This is a genomic window from Pseudomonas sp. S37, from assembly GCF_016658545.1.
Classification (GTDB): Bacteria; Pseudomonadota; Gammaproteobacteria; order Pseudomonadales; family Pseudomonadaceae; genus Aquipseudomonas.
The window spans coordinates 1-17,965 of record NZ_JACVZC010000127.1 but is presented as its reverse complement, the minus strand read 5'-3'; the positions used below and the strand labels follow the sequence as shown (position 1 = coordinate 17,965).

Here is a 17,965-nt window from a genome sequence, read left to right as displayed (position 1 = left end):
CCGCCCCCCCGCTTGGGTTACCATACCGCCCTCGCGCAACGCCCATCCCCCAAAGCCAAGCCCTCGCTTGCTCGACTCGACACCAACAGGTCATCCATGCGTCTGTTTCATACCTCCGACTGGCACCTGGGCCAAAGCCTGCACGGCCAGGAACGCGATTTCGAACACGCCTGCTTCCTCGACTGGCTGCTCGGCCAACTGCGCCTGCGCCAGCCGGATGCGCTGCTGATCGCTGGCGATATCTTCGACACGGTCAACCCGCCGGTCAAAGCCCAGGAGCGGCTCTACGACTTCATCGTCCAGGCCCACGAGCAGCAGCCCAAGCTGGACATCGTGATGATCGCCGGCAACCACGACTCCGGCTCGCGCATCGAACTGCCCGCCGCGCTGATGCGCCGCCTGCGCACCCATGCCCTGGGCCGGGTGCACTGGCTGGACGAGGGCCAGCTGGATGCCGAGCGCCTGCTGATCCCGCTCACCAATGGCCGCGGCAAGGTCGCCGCCTGGTGCCTGGCCCTGCCGTTTTTGCGCCCGGCCGAAGTGACCGGCCCGCAGCTAGGTGACGATTACCTGCAAGGCATCACCCAGGTGCACCAGCAACTGATCGCCGCCGCACTGAAAAAGCGCAAGAAAGACCAGGCGCTGATCGCCATCAGCCATGCGCACATGGCCGGTGGCGCAGTGTCGGAAGACTCCGAACGCAGCCTGATCATCGGCAACGCCGAGGCCTTGCCGGCCAAGCTGTTCGACAAGGCCATCAGCTATGTCGCCCTAGGCCACCTGCACAAGCCGCAAAAGGTCAACCGCGAAGAACGCATCCGCTACAGTGGCTCGCCGATCCCGCTGTCGTTCGCCGAAATCAACTACCCGCACCAGGTGCTGGAAGTGGAGCTGGACGGCAACGGCCTGGTCAGTGTCGAACCGCGCCCGGTCCCGCGCGCCGTGGCCCTGCAACGGGTCGGCCCGGCCCCCTTGGGCGACCTGCTGCAGCAACTGGCCGACCTGCCGGTGATCGACCTGCTCGAAGACCCCAACCGCCAGCCCTGGCTGGAAGTGCGGGTGATTCTCGACGAGCCGCAGCCCGACCTGCGCCAGCAGATCGAAAGTGCAATCGAAGGCAAGGCCGTACGGCTGATCCGCATCAGCGCCGAGTACGCCGGCCGCAACAACGCCGAAGACGATGACCTGGCCTTTGTCGAACTGGCCCAGATGACCCCGCAAGACCTGTTCAGCCGTGCCTGGGAACAAGCCTACGGCAGCGCTGCCGACGAGCAGGCGCTGGCCGACTTTGCCCTGCTGTTGCAGGACGTGCAGCAGGAAGAGGAACAGCCATGAAGATTCTTGCCATCCGCCTGAAGAACCTGGCATCGCTGGCCGGCCCGGTGGACATCGACTTCACTGCCGAACCGCTGGCCAGCGCCGGCCTGTTCGCCATCACCGGGCCTACCGGTGCCGGCAAGAGCACCCTGCTCGACGCTTTGTGCCTGGCGCTGTTCGGCACCGTGCCGCGGCTCAATGACATCGGCCGCGAGGCCAAAGTGCCGGACGCCGACGGCGACATCCCCACCTCCGACCCGCGCAACCTGCTGCGCCGGGGCACCGGCAGCGGCTTTGCCGAAGTGGATTTCGTCGGCATCGACGGCCGCCGCTACCGCGCCCGCTGGGAAGCCAACCGCGCCCGCGACAAGGCCAACGGCAAGCTGCAGCACAGCCGCCAGAGCTTTTACGACCTCGACAGCGAGCAAGTGCTGGGCAGTGGCAAGAACGAGTACAAGCAACTGGTCGAAGCCCGCCTGGGCCTGAACTTCGAGCAGTTCACCCGTGCCGTGATGCTGGCCCAGAGCGAGTTCGGCGCATTCCTCAAGGCCGACGACAAAGACCGCAGCGAGCTGCTGGAAAAGCTCACCAACACCGCCATCTACACCCGCCTGGGCCAGCGCGCCTTCAGCAAGGCACGCGAGGCCGGCGAGGCGCACAACGCCCTGAAAGACCGCGCCAGCCACCTGCTGCCAATGGCCACCGAAGCCCGCGCCCAGCTTGACCAGCAGCTGGAGCAGGCGCAGCAGCAGTTCAAGGCCGACCAGGCCGGCGAGCGCCAACTGGAGCAGCAACGCAACTGGCTGAACGAACAACGCCAGCTGCAAGCCCAGCACGCCCAAGCCTGTAGCGCATTGCAGGCCGCCGAGCAGGATTGGCAACAGCTGGCCGAGCCGCGCCTGGACCTGGTCCGCCTGGAGCGCCTGGCCCCGCAACGTCACCAGTTCCACCGCCAACAGGCGCTGAGCGCCCAACTGGCACCGGTGGCGGCGAGCATTGCCGAACAGCAACAGCAGCAAGCCGACCTGCAGGTACGCACCCGCGAGCAGGAACAGGCGCTGACGGCTGCGCGCCAGGCACTGGCCGACAGCCAGGCCCAGCACGGCGAAAATGCCCCGCGCCTGCGCCAGGCCTTTGCCGCCCAGGACAACCTGGCCCGTCTCGACCAGGAGCTGGCCGCCCAGCGCGACAGCAGCCAACAGGCGCAGCAGCAAGTCTCCGATGGCCAGCAGCAACTGCAGCAACTGGAAGACCACCAGCAACGCAGCGTGCAGCAACTGGCGCAGATCGACACTGCGCTGGCCGACAGCCAGCACCTGGCCGGCCTGGCCAATGCCTGGCACGCCTACCTGCCGCAATTGAAACAGGTCATGCTGATTGGCGGCCGCCTGGCCAAGGGCCGTGAAGAGCTGCCCGGCCTGCAGGCCCAGGCCAGCCAGGCCAATGCGCACTTGCAGGCCGAACGCGATGCCTTTGATGTGCTGTTCCGCGAAGCCAAGGCCGAACCCCAGGCCCTGGCCGAGCAGATCGACCTGCTCGGCGGCATGCTGCAGGACAACCGCAAGCAACAGCGCGCCGTCGAAGAGCTGTCGCGCTTGCATGGCCGCGAACGGGAGCTGCGCCAGCAACTGGATACCGTGCGCGAACGGCAGCAGCAGGCGATGCAGCAACGCCAGCAACTGATCGGCGAAGGCACCGCTGCCAAGGCCGAGCTGGAAGCCGCCGAGCAAGCGCTCAACCTCACCCGCCAGCTGCTGCAACGCCAGCGCCTGGCGCGCAACACCAGCGTCGAAGAGCTGCGCGGCCAGCTGCGCGACGGTGAGCCCTGCCCGGTATGCGGCAGCGCCGAACACCCGTTCCACCAGCCCGAAGCGCTGCTGCAAAGCCTGGGGCGCCATGACCAGGCCGAAGAAGACGCCGCGCAGAAGCACGTCGAAACCCTCAACAGCAAGCTGGTAGAGCTGCGCACCCAGTTGGGTGTGGTCAACGCCCAGCTCAAGGACTACCAGCAACAGCAACAGCAACTGGGCGAACAGCTGCAACCGCTGGTGGCCCAGGTGCAGGCGCACAGCCTGTGGCCGGCCCTGGCCCCGCAGGACGACAAGGCCCGCAGCACCTGGCTCGACAGCCAACTGCGCCGCCTGGACGAAGAAATCGGCCAGGACGAGAAACGCCAGAGCGCGCTGCTCACCTTGCAACGGGACGCTGCCCGCCTCAACCAGCAACTGCAGGCTGCCCACGACGCCCAGCAACAGGCCCAGCGCCACCTGGAACATCAGCACCAGGCCTTGGCCAACGATGAACAGCAGCTGCAGCAAGGCCTGAACGACCTGGCCAGCGTGCTACCCGAAGACGCCCTCAAGGCCCTGAGCGAAGACCCGGCCAATGCCTTCCTCGTTCTGGACCAGCAAATTGTCCAGCGCCAGCAACACATGGAGCAGCGCAAGGACGAGCAGGAAGAACAGCAAGCCCGGCAAACCCAGCTGGACAAGCTGCGCGACCAGCAACAGGCGCGGTTGCAGGGCCTGCAGCAGTTGCAGCAGAAGCTCGCGACCCTTGATGAGCAGCGCCAGCAGGCCCTCGTCTCGCTCGGCGAACTGCTCGGCGAACATGCCAGTGCCGAAGCCTGGCAACAGCACATGGACGCCGCGCTGGATCAAGCCCGCGCCCTCGACGCCGACACCGCCCAGCGCCTGCAGCAACTGCTAACTCAGGGCGTGCAACTGGCCAGCGAACTCAAGGCCAACGCCCAGCAGCAACAGGCGCTGGATGTCGAATCCCAGCAGTTGCAGGGCCAGATCGCCCAGTGGCGAGGCGAACATCCGGAGCTGGACGATGCCGGCCTGGATCGCCTGTTGGCCATGGACGACACACAGGTGAATGAACTGCGCCAGCGCCTGCAAGGTGCCGAAAAAGCCATCGAGCAAGGCCGTGTATTGCTGCAGGAACGTGAACAGCGTCTGCAACAACACGCCGCCCAAATGACCGTGGAAGCTTCGCCCGAAGCGCTGGAGCAAGCCCTGACCGAGCTGCGCACGCGCCTGGCCAGCCACGAACAGCAGTGCGCCGAGCTGCGTGCGCAGCAGGCCGACGACCAACGCCGCCAGCAGGCCCACCAGGCGCTGGCGGCAGAAATCGAGCAAGCCCGCGAGGAGTGGCAACGCTGGGCCCGCCTGAATGCCCTGATCGGCTCGGCCTCGGGCGATGTGTTCCGCAAGATCGCCCAGGGCTACAACCTCGACCTGCTGCTGCACCACGCCAACAGCCAGCTGCGCCAACTGGCCCGCCGCTACCGCCTCAAACGTGGCGGCAGCGCCCTGGGCCTGCTGGTGCTGGACACCGAGATGGGTGACGAACTGCGCTCGGTACATTCGCTGTCGGGCGGCGAAACGTTCCTGGTGTCGCTGGCCCTGGCACTGGGCCTGGCGTCGATGGCCTCCAGCACCCTGCGCATCGAATCGCTGTTCATCGATGAAGGCTTCGGCAGCCTCGACCCCGAATCGCTGCAACTGGCAATGGATGCCCTCGATGGCCTGCAGGCCCAGGGCCGCAAAGTGGCAGTGATTTCCCACGTGCAGGAAATGCACGAGCGCATTCCGGTGCAGATCCAGGTGCGCCGCCAGGGCAACGGCCTGAGTGACGTGGAGGTGTGCGGGTGATCCTTTACTCGTTCCGCCGCTGCCCATGGGCCATGCGCGCGCGGCTGGCCCTGCGCTATGCCGGCTGCGAGGTGGAGATTTGCGAGGTGGCGATGAAGAACAAGCCGGCAGAACTGCTGGCCTTGTCGCCCAAGGGTACGGTGCCGGTGCTGGATACCGGTGCCGGGGTACTGGAAGAGAGCCTGGACATCATGCGCTGGGCGCTGGCGCAAAACGACCCGCAGGGCTGGCGGCTACAGGCCGACCCTGCGGCGGCGCAACAGGCTGATGCCCTGATTGCGCGCAACGACAGCACGTTCAAGGCGCAGGTGAACCTGTACAAGTACGCCGAACGCTACCCGCAGCATTCCCGCGAGCATTATCGCCAGCAGGCCGAAGCCTGGCTGGCGGAGCTCGAAGGCCTGCTGGCGGGCCGGCGCTACTTGCTGGCCGACCACCCGAGCCTTGCCGATGCCGCGTTGCTGCCCCTGATGCGCCAGTTTGCCGGGGTCGAACCGCAGTGGTTCGCCGAGGCGGCTTATCCGCGGGTGCGGAGCTGGCTGGAGGGGTGGTTGGCATCCGAGCTGTTCAAGGCAGTCATGGCCAAATAGCTTCACACGATCCCTTGTAGGAGCGGGTTTACCCGCGAATAGGCCGGGCCTGCCAGCCAATTTCGACAGGTCGTTCACCGTTGCCGCCACCACCGTATTCGCGGGTAAACCCGCTCCTACAGGGGACCGCGCCCCAGTTCACGCGTGGTGCTTACCACTCAACGCCGCATGAAAATGGGCACTCTGGCGCAGGTACTGTTCGGTATAGCTGTGGGTAGCGGACGCCTTGCCGCTGGTGTCGGCATGGGCGTGTGCCGGCAGAACGACCGAAGCAGAAATGGCGGATGCGGCAATGACCGGGAAGAGATTGAAGTTCATCTGGGCTGACCTCGACGGCGGTGGTTTGACGTTGGCCCATCTGGGCCTTGGGTCAAACTTACGCCGATGAGGCCAAGCGCAAAAATTCATTGCGGCAGTATCGATTATCACGCCGATCGATATCACTCGATGAACTTCAGGTCCGAGGGTGCCGCCTGATTCAGCGTTTGCACCGTCTCCAGCAGCTTGCCGCTGCGCGGGTCGCGGCGCATGACCACGATCTGGTTGCTCTTCTGGTTGGCCACCAACAGGAAGTTGTCACTCGGGTCGAGGGCAAACTCCCGAGGGTGGTCGCCCTCCACCGAGCGGCGTTGCAGGAAGGTCAGTTGACCATCCTCCTTGCCGACGCTGAACACTACGATCTCGTTGGCCGTGCCGCGGTTGCTGACGTACAGGAAACGGCCGTCCGCCGACAGGTGCAAACCGCCCGCCGCCTTGGCCGCCGCATCCTGCTGTTCGGTCAGCGGCAGGCGCTGGCGTTCGAGCAGGGCATCGTCCTTGACGTCGAACATCACCACTTCACCGCTCATTTCCAGCGTCAGGTAAGCATGCCGCCCTTTGGCGTCGAACAGCAGGTGGCGTGGTCCGCTGCCTGGTGGCAGGTCTACCGAGGCCGGAATGGCCGGGCTCAACGGCTGGTCCGGGCTGGCACCGTCGTAGCGGTAGATGAACACCTTGTCGGCGCCCAGGTCGCAGGCATACAGATGCTGGCCGTTGGGCGACAACACCAGCGAATGCACATGGGCCCCGGCCTGGCGCTCGGGGTTGACGCCACTTGCCTTGTGCCGCAGTTGCTGCACCACCTGCTTGAGCTTGCCGTCCTTGGCCACCGGGATTACCACCAGGCTGCCACCCGGGTCGGGGTTGACCGCATAGTTGGCCACAAACAGGAAACGCTGGTCACGGCTGATACTGGCGTGGGTCGGCTCGTCGCCTTTGCTGGCCACCTGGTTGAGCGGTTTGATCTCGCCCTTGGCGCTGACAGTGAAACTGCTGGCGTGGCCGCCCGGGGTTTCATTGACCGCGAACAGCAGGCGCTGGTCGGCCGACAGCACCAGCCACGACGGGTTGACGCTCTTCACCACTTGCAGTGGCGTGGGGACGATATGGCCGCGCTTGTCGTCGAACTGATAGCGGTAGATACCCTGGCTGGCGCCATCGGTGTAGCTGCCCACCAGCAAGGTAGCGGCGTGGGCGTGGATAGTCAGGCTCATCAGGCTAGCGGTCAGCAGGCTCGTCCAGGTCCGGTTCATCATGGTCTTCATCCGGGGCGCGAAAGGCACTCATACAGACTAGCCGATGCTCGCCGTCGGCATCATTCAGTTGCCATTCGTCACCGCTGGCGATGGCGGCGGCGACCTGTTCGGGGGTGAACGACCAGCGGCGCAGCTGGCGGCCGTCCATGCATTCGACGGTGAGGCCGGAGGCGTCGGCGGTGAAGTCGAAGGCGTGCAGGCCGTCGATCAGGAGCATGTCGCAGGACTGCAGGGCGGTGGCGAGGGGGGACATGGGGGTACCTGTAAGGGATGTGGCGGCATTATAACCCTGGGGCTGCTTTGCAGCCCAATCGCGACACAAGGCCGCTCCTACAGGAGACTGCGATCCCTTGTAGGAGCGGCCTTGCGTCGCGATGGGCCGCAAAGCGGCCCCCGGCAATTCAATGGGCGAAAATCGACCCCCCTTCCTTGCCCACCATCTTCTCCGGCTTGATCAGGAACCGCGCCAGCGCCGGCAACAGCCACAGCGCACCAAACATGTTCCACAGCAACATGAAGGTCAGCATCAGCCCCATGTCCGCCTGGAACTTGATCGCCGAGAAAATCCAGGTGCACACGCCAATGGCCAGGCACAGCCCGGTGAACAGCACCGCCTTGCCGGTCGAGCGCAGGGTCTGGTAATACGCCTCCTGCAACGGCAACCCGGCGCGCAGGAAGCTTTCCAGCCGGCTGTAGATGTAAATGCCATAGTCCACGCCAATGCCCACGCCCAGCGCCACCACCGGCAAGGTCGCCACCTTCACGCCGATGCCCATGTAGGCCATCAGCGCATTACCCAGCACCGACGTCAGCACCAGTGGCAGCACGATGCACAAGGTGGCGGCAAACGAGCGGAAGGTGATCAGGCACATCACCGCCACGCAGAGGTACACCAGGATCAGGATGGTCAGCTCGGCCGACTTGATCACTTCGTTGGTCGCCGCCTCGATCCCGGCGTTGCCCGCCGCCAGCAGGAACTGCAGGCCCTCCTTGTTGTGGCTGTCGGCAAACGCCTTGGCCACGGCGGTGACCCGCTCCAGGGTTTCGGCCTTGTGGTCGTTGAGGAACACCAGCACCGGCGCCAGCGAGCAGTCACCGTTGTACAGGCCGTCGGCACGGGCGATGGAGTTGTTGAGGATGTCCGGGTTGCGCGACAGGGTTTCCCATTTCAGGCTGCCCTCGTTCATGCCCTTGATCACCTGCTTGGACACAGTCACCAGGGAAATCGCCGACTGCACGCCCGGGGTGTTCTGCATGGTCCACATCAGCTCGTCGATCGGTGCCATGGTCGAGTGGATCGAGCATTGCTCGGACGGGGTCTTGACCATGATCACCAGCACGTCGGAACTGGTCGAGTAGTTGCTGATGATGAAGTTGTTGTCCTGGTTGTAGCGCGAGTCGGGGCGCAGCTCCGGCGCGCCCTGGTCAAGGTCGCCGATCTTCAGGTTCTGGCTGTACCACAGCCCCCCGGCAAAGGCGAGCAGCGCCAGCACCACCGACACTGGCGCCACCTTGGCGCTGGCAAAGTTCGACAGCAGGCGCCAGAACGGGTGCTCGCGGGTTGCGTCCTTCTTGCTGCGCTCGATGGCCTTCTTGCTGATGCCGACGTAGGAAATGGCCACCGGCAGCAGGATCAGGTTGGTGAACACGATCACCGCCACGCCGATGGACGCGCCGATGGCCAGCTCGCGAATCACCCCGATGTCGATGATCAGCAGGGTGATAAAGCCCACCGCATCGGCCAGGATGGCGATCATCCCGGGCAGGAACAGCTGGCGGAAGGTGCGCCGTGCCGCAGTAAGTGCGTTGTCCGCATCACTCGACTGCAAGGCGATGCCGTTGATTTTCTGCACCCCGTGGGAAATGCCGATGGCGAAGATCAGGAACGGCACCAGCATCGAGTACGGGTCCAGGCCAAAGCCCACCGCATGCATCAGCCCCAGTTGCCAGACCACCGCCACCAGGGTGGTGATGAGCACGGCAATGGTGCTGCGGATGCACCAGGTGAACCAGTACAACAGCACCCAGGTGATCGCCAGGGCGACACCGAAGAACATTGCCACCATCACCAGGCCGTCGATCAGGTCGCCGACCTTCTTGGCGAAGCCGACGATGTGCACCTTCACATTGGGGTTCTGCGCCTGGAACTTGTCACGGATCTTCTCTTCCAGCAGGTGCGAGAACTGCTGGTAGTCCAGCTTCACCTGTTTGCCTGGGTCTTGCGGGTCGGGGTAGCTCTCCAGCAGCGGTACATCAACGATGCTGGACTTGAAGTTGTTGCCCACCAGGCGGCCGACCTGGCCCGACTTGAGCACGTTGTCGCGCAGGGTATCGAGGCTGTCCTGCGAGCCGTTGTAGGTGTTGGGGATTACCTCGCCACCGGAAAAGCCTTCTTCGGTGACCTCGCTCCAGCGCACGCTGGGGCTCCACAGCGACTTCAACCCGGCACGGTCGACACCGGGGATGTAGAACACCTCATCATGGATCTGGCGCAGGGTCTCCATGTAGTCCTTGTCGAAGATGTCACCGTTGACCGCCTCCACCGAAATGCGCACGGTGTTGCCGAGGTTGGCCAGGTCGTTGCGGTGCTCCATCATCTGTTCGATGAACGGGTGCTGCAGCGGGATCATCTTCTCGAAGCTGGTGGACGGGCGAATCTGCGTGGCCTGCCAGAACAGGAAAATACTGATCAACACGCACAGGGCGATGACCACAGGGCGGTTGTTGAAGATCAGGCGTTCGAGCAGCGTGGCCCTGTCCTGGTGATGCGGGTGCATGGTGATGCTCTCCCTGCTGGTCATGGACGCACCTCCCCGGCAACCTGGTCGGCACCTTCGGCGCTGGCCAGGTGCACACCACCCTGCCCCACCAGCAGCAGGCCACCGCTGGCCAGGCCACTGACGCCGGCCAGGGCGATGCGGTCGGCACGGTTGTGCACGCTGAAGGTCTGGCCGTCGTCGGTGCTGCGCAGCACGCTGCCGCCGTTGCCGACCAGTACCAGGCTGCCATCTTCGACAAGCGTAGCGCCTGCCAGGCCGAATTCGAGGGTGCCGCGCGCGGCCTTGAGTTCGATCGGCTGCCAGCTGTCACCGAAGTCGGCCGAGCGGAACAGGTTGCCGCGCAGGCCGTAGGCCAGCAGGGTATGGGGTTGGCGGGTGCCGATCACGCCGAACAGCGAGCCCTCGTAGGGGCCCTGCACCCTGGCCCAGGTCTGACCGTTGTCGGCAGAGCGGAACATGCCGCCCTGCTCGCCGACGATGAACAGCCCGGCATCGCGCACGTGGGCAATGCCGTTCAGGTGCAACTGGTCGGGGTTGTCCAGGCGCTCGGCCACGTCCTGCCAGTGCTGGCCACCGTCGGTGGTTTCCAGCAAGGCGCCGTAGGCCCCCACGGCGAAGCCGTGCTGGGCGTCAAGGAAAGTGATATCGAGCAAGGGCGCTTCACGGGCCAGGTCTTCGAACTGCTTGCTCCAGGTAGCGCCGCCGTCGTTGCTGCTGAGGATCTGCGCGTCATGGCCGACGGCCCAGCCGCGCTTGTCGTCGAGGAAAAACACCGCGGTGAGCAGCTGCCGGGTGGGCACCCGGGCCTGGGTCCAGGTACTGCCCTGGTCGTCGGAGAACAGGATATGGCCACGATCGCCGACCACCACCAGGCGCTTGCCGGCATGGGTGGCGCCGATCAGCAGGCTCTGGCTGGCCTTGGCCGATTCGGTGGAGTATTCGTCGGCGGCAGCGGCTTGTACGCTGTCAGCCCACGTGCCAAGTGCCAGCGCCAGTACCGCTGCGGCTGCCAATGGCCAGGCAATGCGCCTGTTCTGTTCCCTCATGACTGTCCCCCTGTTGTGTTCTTGTTTGGCGGGTCAATGCATTGCAGGTACTGCGAAAAGCCTGATCTAGAGGCCTGCAATAGCTTGAAGGGATCGTAGCGGGGATTTTTGCGGGAATACAACGGGCGGGGTGTTATGTTTTGTTGTCGGCCTGGAAAGCTTCGCGGGTGAACCCGCTCCCACAGGTATTGCACCGCCCATGAAAGCAGTGCAGTTCCTGTGGGAGCGGGTTCATCGGGGCGCCGAACCGCCGCGAAGAGGCCGGCCCAGACTACAGAAGCATCAAGCCAAACTCTTGCTCACAACCTCATACACATCACTGGACAGCTCACCCGAAGCCAGAATCCGCTCCAGCTCGCCCTTCATCAGGCCCTGGCGCGCATCGTCATACTTGCGCCAGCGGGTCAACGGCGCCAGCTGACGCGAGGCAATCTGCGGGTTCAGCGCATTCAACTCGATCACCAGGTCCGCCAGGAAGCGATACCCCGAGCCATCCGCCGCATGGAAGTTGACCAGGTTCTGCCCGGCAAACGCACCAATCAGCGCACGCACCTTGTTCGGGTTCTTCAGGGTGAACGCCGGGTGCTGCATCAGCGCCTTGACCCGCGCCAGCCCGCCCGGCAGCGCGCTGGCCGCCTGCACGCTGAACCACTGGTCCATGACCAGCGGGTTGTCCTTGAAGTGCTCGGCAAAGGCTTCCAGCGCCTTGGCGCGCTCGGCCTCGAACGGCGAGTTGACCAGTACCGCCAGGGCGGTCAGGCGCTCGGTCATGTTGTCGCACTGCTCGAACTGCTCCAGGGTCGCTTCCAGCACCTGCGGCTTGCCGCTCTGCATCAGGTACGACAGGGCGATGTTCTGCAGGCTGCGGCGGGCGAAGTGCTCGGCCGAGGCCACGTAGGCAGTGCTGCGCGAAACCTCACGGTGGGCCTGGTAACGCGCCCACAGGGCGTCGAACAGCTGCTCGGCAATCTGCTGGCGGGCGAACTCGCGAGCCGCGTGGATGGCATCCACATCGGCCACCTGGCTGATCTCGGTGAGGTAGGCCTCACCTGGCAGCGAGAGCATTTCGGCAACCATGGCCGGGTCCAGCGCTTCGTTGCCGAGCACGGTGCCCAGGGCGGTGATCAGGCGCTGGTCGAGCTCCAGTGCTTCGCCGCGCTGATGCTGGCCGATCAGTTCCTGCAGTACCTGTACCGACAGTTGCTGGCCCGCTTCCCAGCGGTTGAAGCCGTCGCTGTCGTGCTGCATCAGGAACATCAGCTGGTCGCGGTCATACGGGAAGCTCAGCTTCACCGGGGCGCTGAAGCCACGCAGCAACGACGGCAGCGGCTTGGCGGCGATGCCCTGGAAGGTGAAGGTCTGCTCGGCCTCGGTCACCGACAACACGCGGCTGGTACCGTGAGCAGCGGCCTCGCCGACCCGTTGCAGCGGCAGGTCGTTGCCGGCGGCATCCAGCAGGCCCAGTTCCACCGGGATCACGAACGGTAGCTTTTCGGCCTTGTCCGGGGTCTGCGGGCAGCTCTGGCGGAAGGTCAGGCTGTAGGTTTGCGCGGCAGCGTCATAGGCCTCGCTGACCTCCAGGCGCGGGGTACCGGCCTGGCTGTACCAGCGCTTGAACTGGGTGAAGTCGACACCGTTGGCGTCTTCCATGGCCTTGATGAAGTCGTCGGTGGTCACCGCCTGGCCATCGTGGCGTTCGAAGTACAGGTCGCTGCCCTTGCGGAAGCCTTCGGCGCCCAGCAGGGTACGGACCATGCGCACCACTTCGGCCCCCTTTTCGTACACGGTAAGGGTGTAGAAGTTGGAGATTTCGATGAAGCTGTCCGGGCGCACCGGGTGGGCCATGGGGCCGGCGTCTTCGGCGAACTGGTGGGTACGCAGGTAGGCCACGTCTTCGATGCGCTTGACCGTGCGCGAGTTCATGTCGGCGCTGAACTCGGCATCGCGGAACACCGTGAAGCCTTCCTTCAGCGACAGCTGGAACCAGTCACGGCAGGTGACGCGGTTGCCCGACCAGTTGTGGAAGTACTCGTGGGCGACCACGCCTTCGACGCGCTGGTGTGCGGCGTCGGTAGCGGTTTCGGCACGGGCCAGCACACAGCTGGAGTTGAAGATGTTCAGGCCCTTGTTTTCCATGGCGCCCATGTTGAAGTCGTTGACCGCGACGATCATGAAGATGTCCAGGTCGTATTCACGGCCGTAGACTTCTTCATCCCAGCGCATGGACTTCTTCAGGCTGACCATGGCGTGGTCGCACTTGTCGATGTTCTCCGGCTCGACGTAGATGCGCAGCGTTACATCGCGACCGGACTGGCGCACGAAGCTGTCTTCCACGCACCACAGGTCACCGGCCACCAGCGCGAACAGGTAGGCCGGCTTCATGAACGGGTCTTCCCAGGTCGCCCAGTGACGGCCATCTTCCGCCGGCCCGCTGCCGATCGGGTTGCCGTTGCTCAGCAACACCGGGTAGCGATGCTGCTCGGCAATCACCGTGGTGGTGAAGGTACTCATCACATCCGGGCGGTCGAGGTAATAGGTGATCTTGCGGAAGCCTTCGGCCTCGCACTGGGTGCAGAACATCTTGCCCGACTTGTACAGGCCTTCCAGCGCAGTGTTGCTCTCCGGGTGGATCTTCACGCTGGTGTCGAGGGTGAAGCGCTCGGCCTTGGGATGGACCGTCAGGCTGTCGGTGCCCAGCTGGTAGTCGCCCGGCTGCAGTTCCTGGTCGTCCAGCGAGGCACGCAGCAACTCCAGCTGCTGACCGTCGAGTTCCAGTGGCGGCAGGCCGGCACCGCGTGCCGGGTTGCGGCGCATCACCAGTTGCGCGTGAACCAGGGTGTGGTCCTCGAACAGCTCGAAGGTCAGGTGCGTCTCGTCGATCAGGTACTCGGGCGCCTGGTAATCCTTCAGGTAGATCACTTGCGGTTGTTCGGTACGCATGTGCAGGTCCTTTTTACTGGAGCACGGCCAACTGGTAGGCCGTGTACTTGCGAATATTGATCACACCGGTGTCGAAGATCAGGTACTGGCCCTTGATGCCCAGCAGCGTGCCTTCCACCACCGGGGTTTTGTCGAGGTTGAAGCTGACGATCTTGGTCGGGTAAGCCTCGACCGGGTAATTCATCTGTACCACTTCGGCGTCGGGCAGCGGCTGGATCGCCTGCAGGCCGAAACGCTCCTGCAGCGCGCGCAGGCTGTCAGCGCAGGCTTCGAAGATTTGCTCGCGAATTGCCGGCAGGTCGAGCACTTCGGCGTCGCCCTTGAGCAGCGCGCGCCAGTTGGTGCGGTCCGGCACCTGGCTGCGCAGCACGTCTTCGACCAGGCCCGATTGCTGGCGGGTAGCCACGCGCATGATCGGCAGCGCCTGGCTGGCGCCCTGGTCGAGCCAGCGGGTGGGCAGCTGGGTGGCACGGGTAATGCCGACCTTGATCCCCGACGAGTTGGCCAGGTAGACCACGTGGTCGGTCATGCAGAACTGTTCGCCCCACGACGGCTCGCGGCAGGTGCCGGCGTCGTAGTGGCATTTTTCCGGGGCCATGATGCACACGTCGCACTGGGCCAGCTTGGTCATGCACGGGTAGCAGTAACCCTGGCTGAAGCTGGTCTTGGTGCGCTTGCCGCAATGGCTGCAGTGAATGGCGCCGAGGTATTCCAGGCGCAGGCGCTGGCCGATCAGCGGGTTGACCGGCACCTGGGTGTCATCCAGGCGGAAGCTGTACTGCACCACCGGTGCCTGCAGGCTTACAGCCATCTTGCTCAACGAGCCACGAGCGAGTTCGATCAATGTACCGAGTCCGACTTGAACAGAATGTTGGCGATCGGCGCGGACTTCGACGCGCATTCCTGCGGGCCCATGTAACCGGTGCGCTGGTCTTCGGGCAGGTTTTTCATTTCCCAGGCGATGACCGCCTGCAGCGACAGCTCTTTCTGCTCGGCAGTGAGCTTGCGGCCATCCGACCATTTGCCGATTTCCACGGCCAGTTTCAGGCTCTCGTAGATTTCCGGGGTGATGTTTTCAATCATTTGCGCGAAAGTGGACATAGTGTCTCCTGATTCAAGCCGACAGTTTACGCCGGGCCAGCGCCCCACCCAAGAGCCCGGTCAGGCATCCGATGAGCAGCCCGCCGACGTGGGCGGCATTGGCGATCTGGCCAAGGCCGAGGGTGCCGACCACGCCGGTCAGGCACACCACCAGCCAGATCAGCATCATCACCAGCACGCCCTTGGGCAGGTTGAAGTAACGGTTGGGCGCCAGCCACTGGAATAGCCAGACATGCCCGAGCAGGCCGTACAGCACGCCGGACAGGCCACCGAACAGGCTCGGCCCGCTGGTGTAGTGCTGAGCCAGGTTGGACACCAGGCTGAACAGCAGGGTCAGGCCCAGCAGCATCCACGGGCCCTGGCGCAGTTCGATGCGCTTGCCCAGCTCCCAGTACCACAGGCTGTTCATGGCCAGGTGCAGCACGCCGAAATGCAGCAGCATCGGCGATACCAGGCGCCACCACTGGCCCTGGTCGAGGGTTTGTGCCAGCGCGGTGAAGTACAGGTAGTCGCCCTGTACGCGGAAATCGAGGAAGGTGAACCAGCTGATGGTGGTGAAGTTGTCGCCCAGGTTGGTCAGGCCGGCGACGATGAAGCACAGCAGCAGGGTCAGGGTGGTGATCTTGCAGGCTTTGGCCTGTTCTGCCAGGGAGGGCTGTGTTGGGGCATTCGCGGGCATGCCCGCTCCCACAGGGGCATCCGTTGCTTGGATGTCGGCGTTACCTTCGGGGAAGCGTTGGTACAGCTCGCGGACGTCTTCGGCGAGGGTGTCGGGAGCCCAGAGCACCTGGGCGTCGCCCTCCTCGCTGACCCGATGTGGCACCTGCAGGCGCTGCAGCAAATGGACGAAGCCGCTGAGGTCGACCGACAGCGGCAGGCGCATCACTTCGATAATGTTCATTGGTTGGCCTGTGGGCGGTCGACGTCGACCCAGACGAACTTGTGCGGGTCGATGCGGGTTTCATCATCCAGCCGGTAGGCGGCCAGCTTGCCGTAAAGCACGGCGCTGTAATCCAGGCAGGCCAGGTTGGGGCGAATCGGCGCGGGGTGGCCGCTGCGCCAGTAGTGCCCGACAAACAGCAATGGCTCCTCCTCGGCGTAGCGCAGCAAGGCATTCTTCTGGCTGTGGCTGAGCGGTGCGCTGGCCACCTCTTCGGGCAAGGCATCGGGCTGGAACACGATGTCGCCGTAGGTTTGCGGGTCTTCTTCCCAGAACTTGGTGCGGAAGAAGGCGCGGGTCAGGCCGTCGCCCCCGGTCAGGGTGAGGCCGTCCGGCAGGCGCATGTCGGTGCCGCGCAGCAGCCGGTTGCACACCGTGGCGGCGAAGCTGTTGCTCACGGCCGAGGCCTGGATGAAGTGCTCATCGATACGCCCGTCGGGGTATTGCTGGCGCAGCGGCGCGATCAGTTGCGGGTCCCAGCAGGCGTGGACCAGGCGGAAGCGCCCGGCATCGACGAACAGTGGCAGCTCGTAGAACCAGTTGACGAAATCATGCCAGTCGCCAGGGTGCTGGGCGAACTGGGTCAGGGTTTCGTCGATCAGGCGGGCATGCCGCGGCGTGTGTTCGCGCACGTAGGCCTTGCCGCTGCCGGGCAGCGCCGGGGTGACCCAGCCGAGCGCATTGTACTCGTGGTTGCCCATGATGCAGAACGCCTGGCCGGCTTCGACCATGTCGTGGACGATGTGCAGCGCCTCGCGGATGCGTGGGCCGCGGTCGACGATATCGCCAAGGAACAGCGCCAGGCGCCGCGGGTGGCGCCACACGCCGGCCACGCGCTTGTAGCCGAGGGTGTCGAGCAGGCGTTCAAGGGTCAGCGCACAACCGTGCACGTCACCGATGATGTCGAAACTGCGCGCCGGATCGAGCATCAGTCGTCCCTGCTCCCCAGGCGGCTGCCCCAACCCAGTTTGGTGCGGCACACCTCATAGTAATTGTGGTCCAGCGGGTGGATAAGGCGCAGTTTCTGCGGCTTCTTGCTGACCGTGATGGTATCGCCGGGGGCGCAGGTGAAGTGGTTCTGGCCGTCACAGGACACTTGTGGGTAGATCTGCAGGTCCTTGGACACCACGATCTTCAGCTCGCTGTTGCCGTCGACCACGATCGGCCGGCCCGACAGGGTGTGCGGGTACATCGGCACGATGACGATGGCGTCGAGCTTGGGGTGCATGATCGGGCCGCCGGCCGACAGCGCATAGGCCGTAGAGCCGGTAGGGGTGGCAACGATCAGGCCGTCGGCCTTCTGGCTGCAGACGAACTGGCCGTCGATATAGATTTCAAACTCGATCATGCGCGTGGACTTGCCCGGGTGCAGCACCACGTCGTTCAGCGCATCGCCCTGGCCGATGGCTTCGTGGTGACGGCGCACCTCGGCCTGCAGCAGGAAGCGGTTTTCCACCAGGTAGTGGCCGTCGAGCACCTCGGCGACCTTCTCTTCCAGTTCGTCGGGGCGAATGTCGGTCAGAAAGCCCAGGTTGCCACGGTTGATGCCCAGCACCGGAATGTTGTGCCGCGCCAGGGCGCGGGCGGCGCCGAGGAGGCTGCCGTCGCCGCCGACCACGATGACCAGGTCGCAGACCTCGCCCAGCAGCTTGCGGGTGGAGGTTTGCAGGCCGTGGCCGGGCAGCACTTCGGCGATGGTGTCCTCGAGGATCACGTGCAGGTGGCGCTCGAGGAGGAATTTTTTCAGTCGGCGAATGGTGTCGAGCACCTGGGAGCTGCCAAGGCGACCGATGATACCGATATTGCGAAATTGCTCCATGGGGCTCCTGCGAGGCTCTGCGGCGGGTGACGATGCGCCGATTATGGGCGAAACCACCGGGCAGCGGCAAACCGGCTATGCTCGCAGGATGACGCCATTCGCCCAACTCCACGACCTGCCCCGGCAACTGCAGCGCCCCGCCGTGCGTGACCTGGCCTGGGCCCTGCTGTCGCCGCCCCTGCTCAGCGCCCCACCCTGC

The 17,965-nt window shown here is 64.7% G+C and carries 14 protein-coding genes and 1 pseudogene; 4 read left to right on the top strand and 11 right to left on the bottom strand.

Going from position 1 to position 17,965, the window contains the following annotated elements; translation table 11 throughout:
* The first annotated feature begins 96 nt into the window (after positions 1-96).
* From IAE39_RS25470 to IAE39_RS25460, 3 genes are read left to right on the top strand one after another with little or no spacing between them, the layout of a single operon-like run.
* Positions 97-1,335: an exonuclease SbcCD subunit D C-terminal domain-containing protein gene (locus IAE39_RS25470; protein WP_201207261.1), complete on the top strand. Its 1,239-nt coding sequence runs from the start codon at positions 97-99 to the stop codon at positions 1,333-1,335.
* On the top strand, positions 1,332-4,976 hold the full coding sequence (locus IAE39_RS25465) for an AAA family ATPase (protein ID WP_201207260.1): 3,645 nt from the start codon (positions 1,332-1,334) through the stop codon (positions 4,974-4,976). Before IAE39_RS25470 ends, IAE39_RS25465 begins: the two co-directional genes overlap by 4 nt.
* Positions 4,973-5,566 carry a glutathione S-transferase gene (locus IAE39_RS25460; RefSeq protein WP_201207259.1) on the top strand — a complete coding sequence of 198 codons (594 nt, stop codon included), beginning with the start codon at positions 4,973-4,975 and terminating at the stop codon, positions 5,564-5,566. The genes IAE39_RS25465 and IAE39_RS25460 overlap by 4 nt, the downstream gene beginning before the upstream one ends.
* A 138-nt stretch (positions 5,567-5,704) precedes the next feature.
* On the opposite strand, the gene IAE39_RS25455 is transcribed toward IAE39_RS25460, so the two are convergent.
* The 11 genes from IAE39_RS25455 to IAE39_RS25405 form a co-directional block, all read right to left on the bottom strand.
* Positions 5,705-5,884, bottom strand: a complete 180-nt coding sequence (locus IAE39_RS25455; protein WP_201207258.1) for a hypothetical protein — start codon at positions 5,882-5,884, stop codon at positions 5,705-5,707.
* A 122-nt stretch (positions 5,885-6,006) separates the two neighbouring features.
* Complete coding sequence (locus IAE39_RS25450) at positions 6,007-7,137, bottom strand: lactonase family protein (RefSeq protein WP_201207263.1); 1,131 nt, start codon at positions 7,135-7,137, stop codon at positions 6,007-6,009.
* Positions 7,103-7,393: a DUF5629 family protein gene (locus IAE39_RS25445; RefSeq protein ID WP_201207257.1), complete on the bottom strand. Its 291-nt coding sequence runs from the start codon at positions 7,391-7,393 to the stop codon at positions 7,103-7,105. The genes IAE39_RS25450 and IAE39_RS25445 overlap by 35 nt, the downstream gene beginning before the upstream one ends.
* 148 nt (positions 7,394-7,541) lie before the next feature.
* On the bottom strand, positions 7,542-9,917 hold the full coding sequence (locus tag IAE39_RS25440) for an efflux RND transporter permease subunit (RefSeq protein WP_201207262.1): 2,376 nt from the start codon (positions 9,915-9,917) through the stop codon (positions 7,542-7,544).
* 20 nt (positions 9,918-9,937) lie between these two features.
* Complete coding sequence (locus IAE39_RS25435) at positions 9,938-10,966, bottom strand: WD40/YVTN/BNR-like repeat-containing protein (RefSeq protein WP_201207256.1); 1,029 nt, start codon at positions 10,964-10,966, stop codon at positions 9,938-9,940.
* Between the two features lie 282 nt (positions 10,967-11,248).
* Positions 11,249-13,906 carry an aminopeptidase N gene (pepN, locus tag IAE39_RS25430; protein WP_201207255.1) on the bottom strand — a complete coding sequence of 886 codons (2,658 nt, stop codon included), beginning with the start codon at positions 13,904-13,906 and terminating at the stop codon, positions 11,249-11,251.
* A 13-nt stretch (positions 13,907-13,919) separates the two neighbouring features.
* Positions 13,920-14,750, bottom strand: a complete 831-nt coding sequence (locus IAE39_RS25425) for a DUF2797 domain-containing protein (RefSeq protein ID WP_201207254.1) — start codon at positions 14,748-14,750, stop codon at positions 13,920-13,922.
* A complete protein-coding gene (locus tag IAE39_RS25420; RefSeq protein WP_003260154.1) occupies positions 14,747-15,007 on the bottom strand; it encodes a YeaC family protein in 261 nt (86 codons plus the stop codon). The genes IAE39_RS25425 and IAE39_RS25420 overlap by 4 nt, the downstream gene beginning before the upstream one ends.
* A gap of 13 nt (positions 15,008-15,020) precedes the next feature.
* A complete protein-coding gene (locus tag IAE39_RS25415; protein WP_201207253.1) occupies positions 15,021-15,908 on the bottom strand; it encodes a rhomboid family intramembrane serine protease in 888 nt (295 codons plus the stop codon).
* Complete coding sequence (locus IAE39_RS25410) at positions 15,905-16,876, bottom strand: metallophosphoesterase (protein ID WP_201207252.1); 972 nt, start codon at positions 16,874-16,876, stop codon at positions 15,905-15,907. The genes IAE39_RS25415 and IAE39_RS25410 overlap by 4 nt, the downstream gene beginning before the upstream one ends.
* Positions 16,876-17,766, bottom strand: coding sequence for an NAD(+) kinase (locus IAE39_RS25405; RefSeq protein WP_008090067.1), 891 nt, complete (start codon positions 17,764-17,766; stop codon positions 16,876-16,878). The genes IAE39_RS25410 and IAE39_RS25405 overlap by 1 nt, the downstream gene beginning before the upstream one ends.
* Here IAE39_RS25405 and IAE39_RS29795 point away from each other — a divergent pair.
* Positions 17,765-17,965 (top strand): annotated as a pseudogene (locus IAE39_RS29795) (DUF1853 family protein); the annotation flags it as partial. The gene IAE39_RS25405 and the pseudogene IAE39_RS29795 overlap by 2 nt on opposite strands.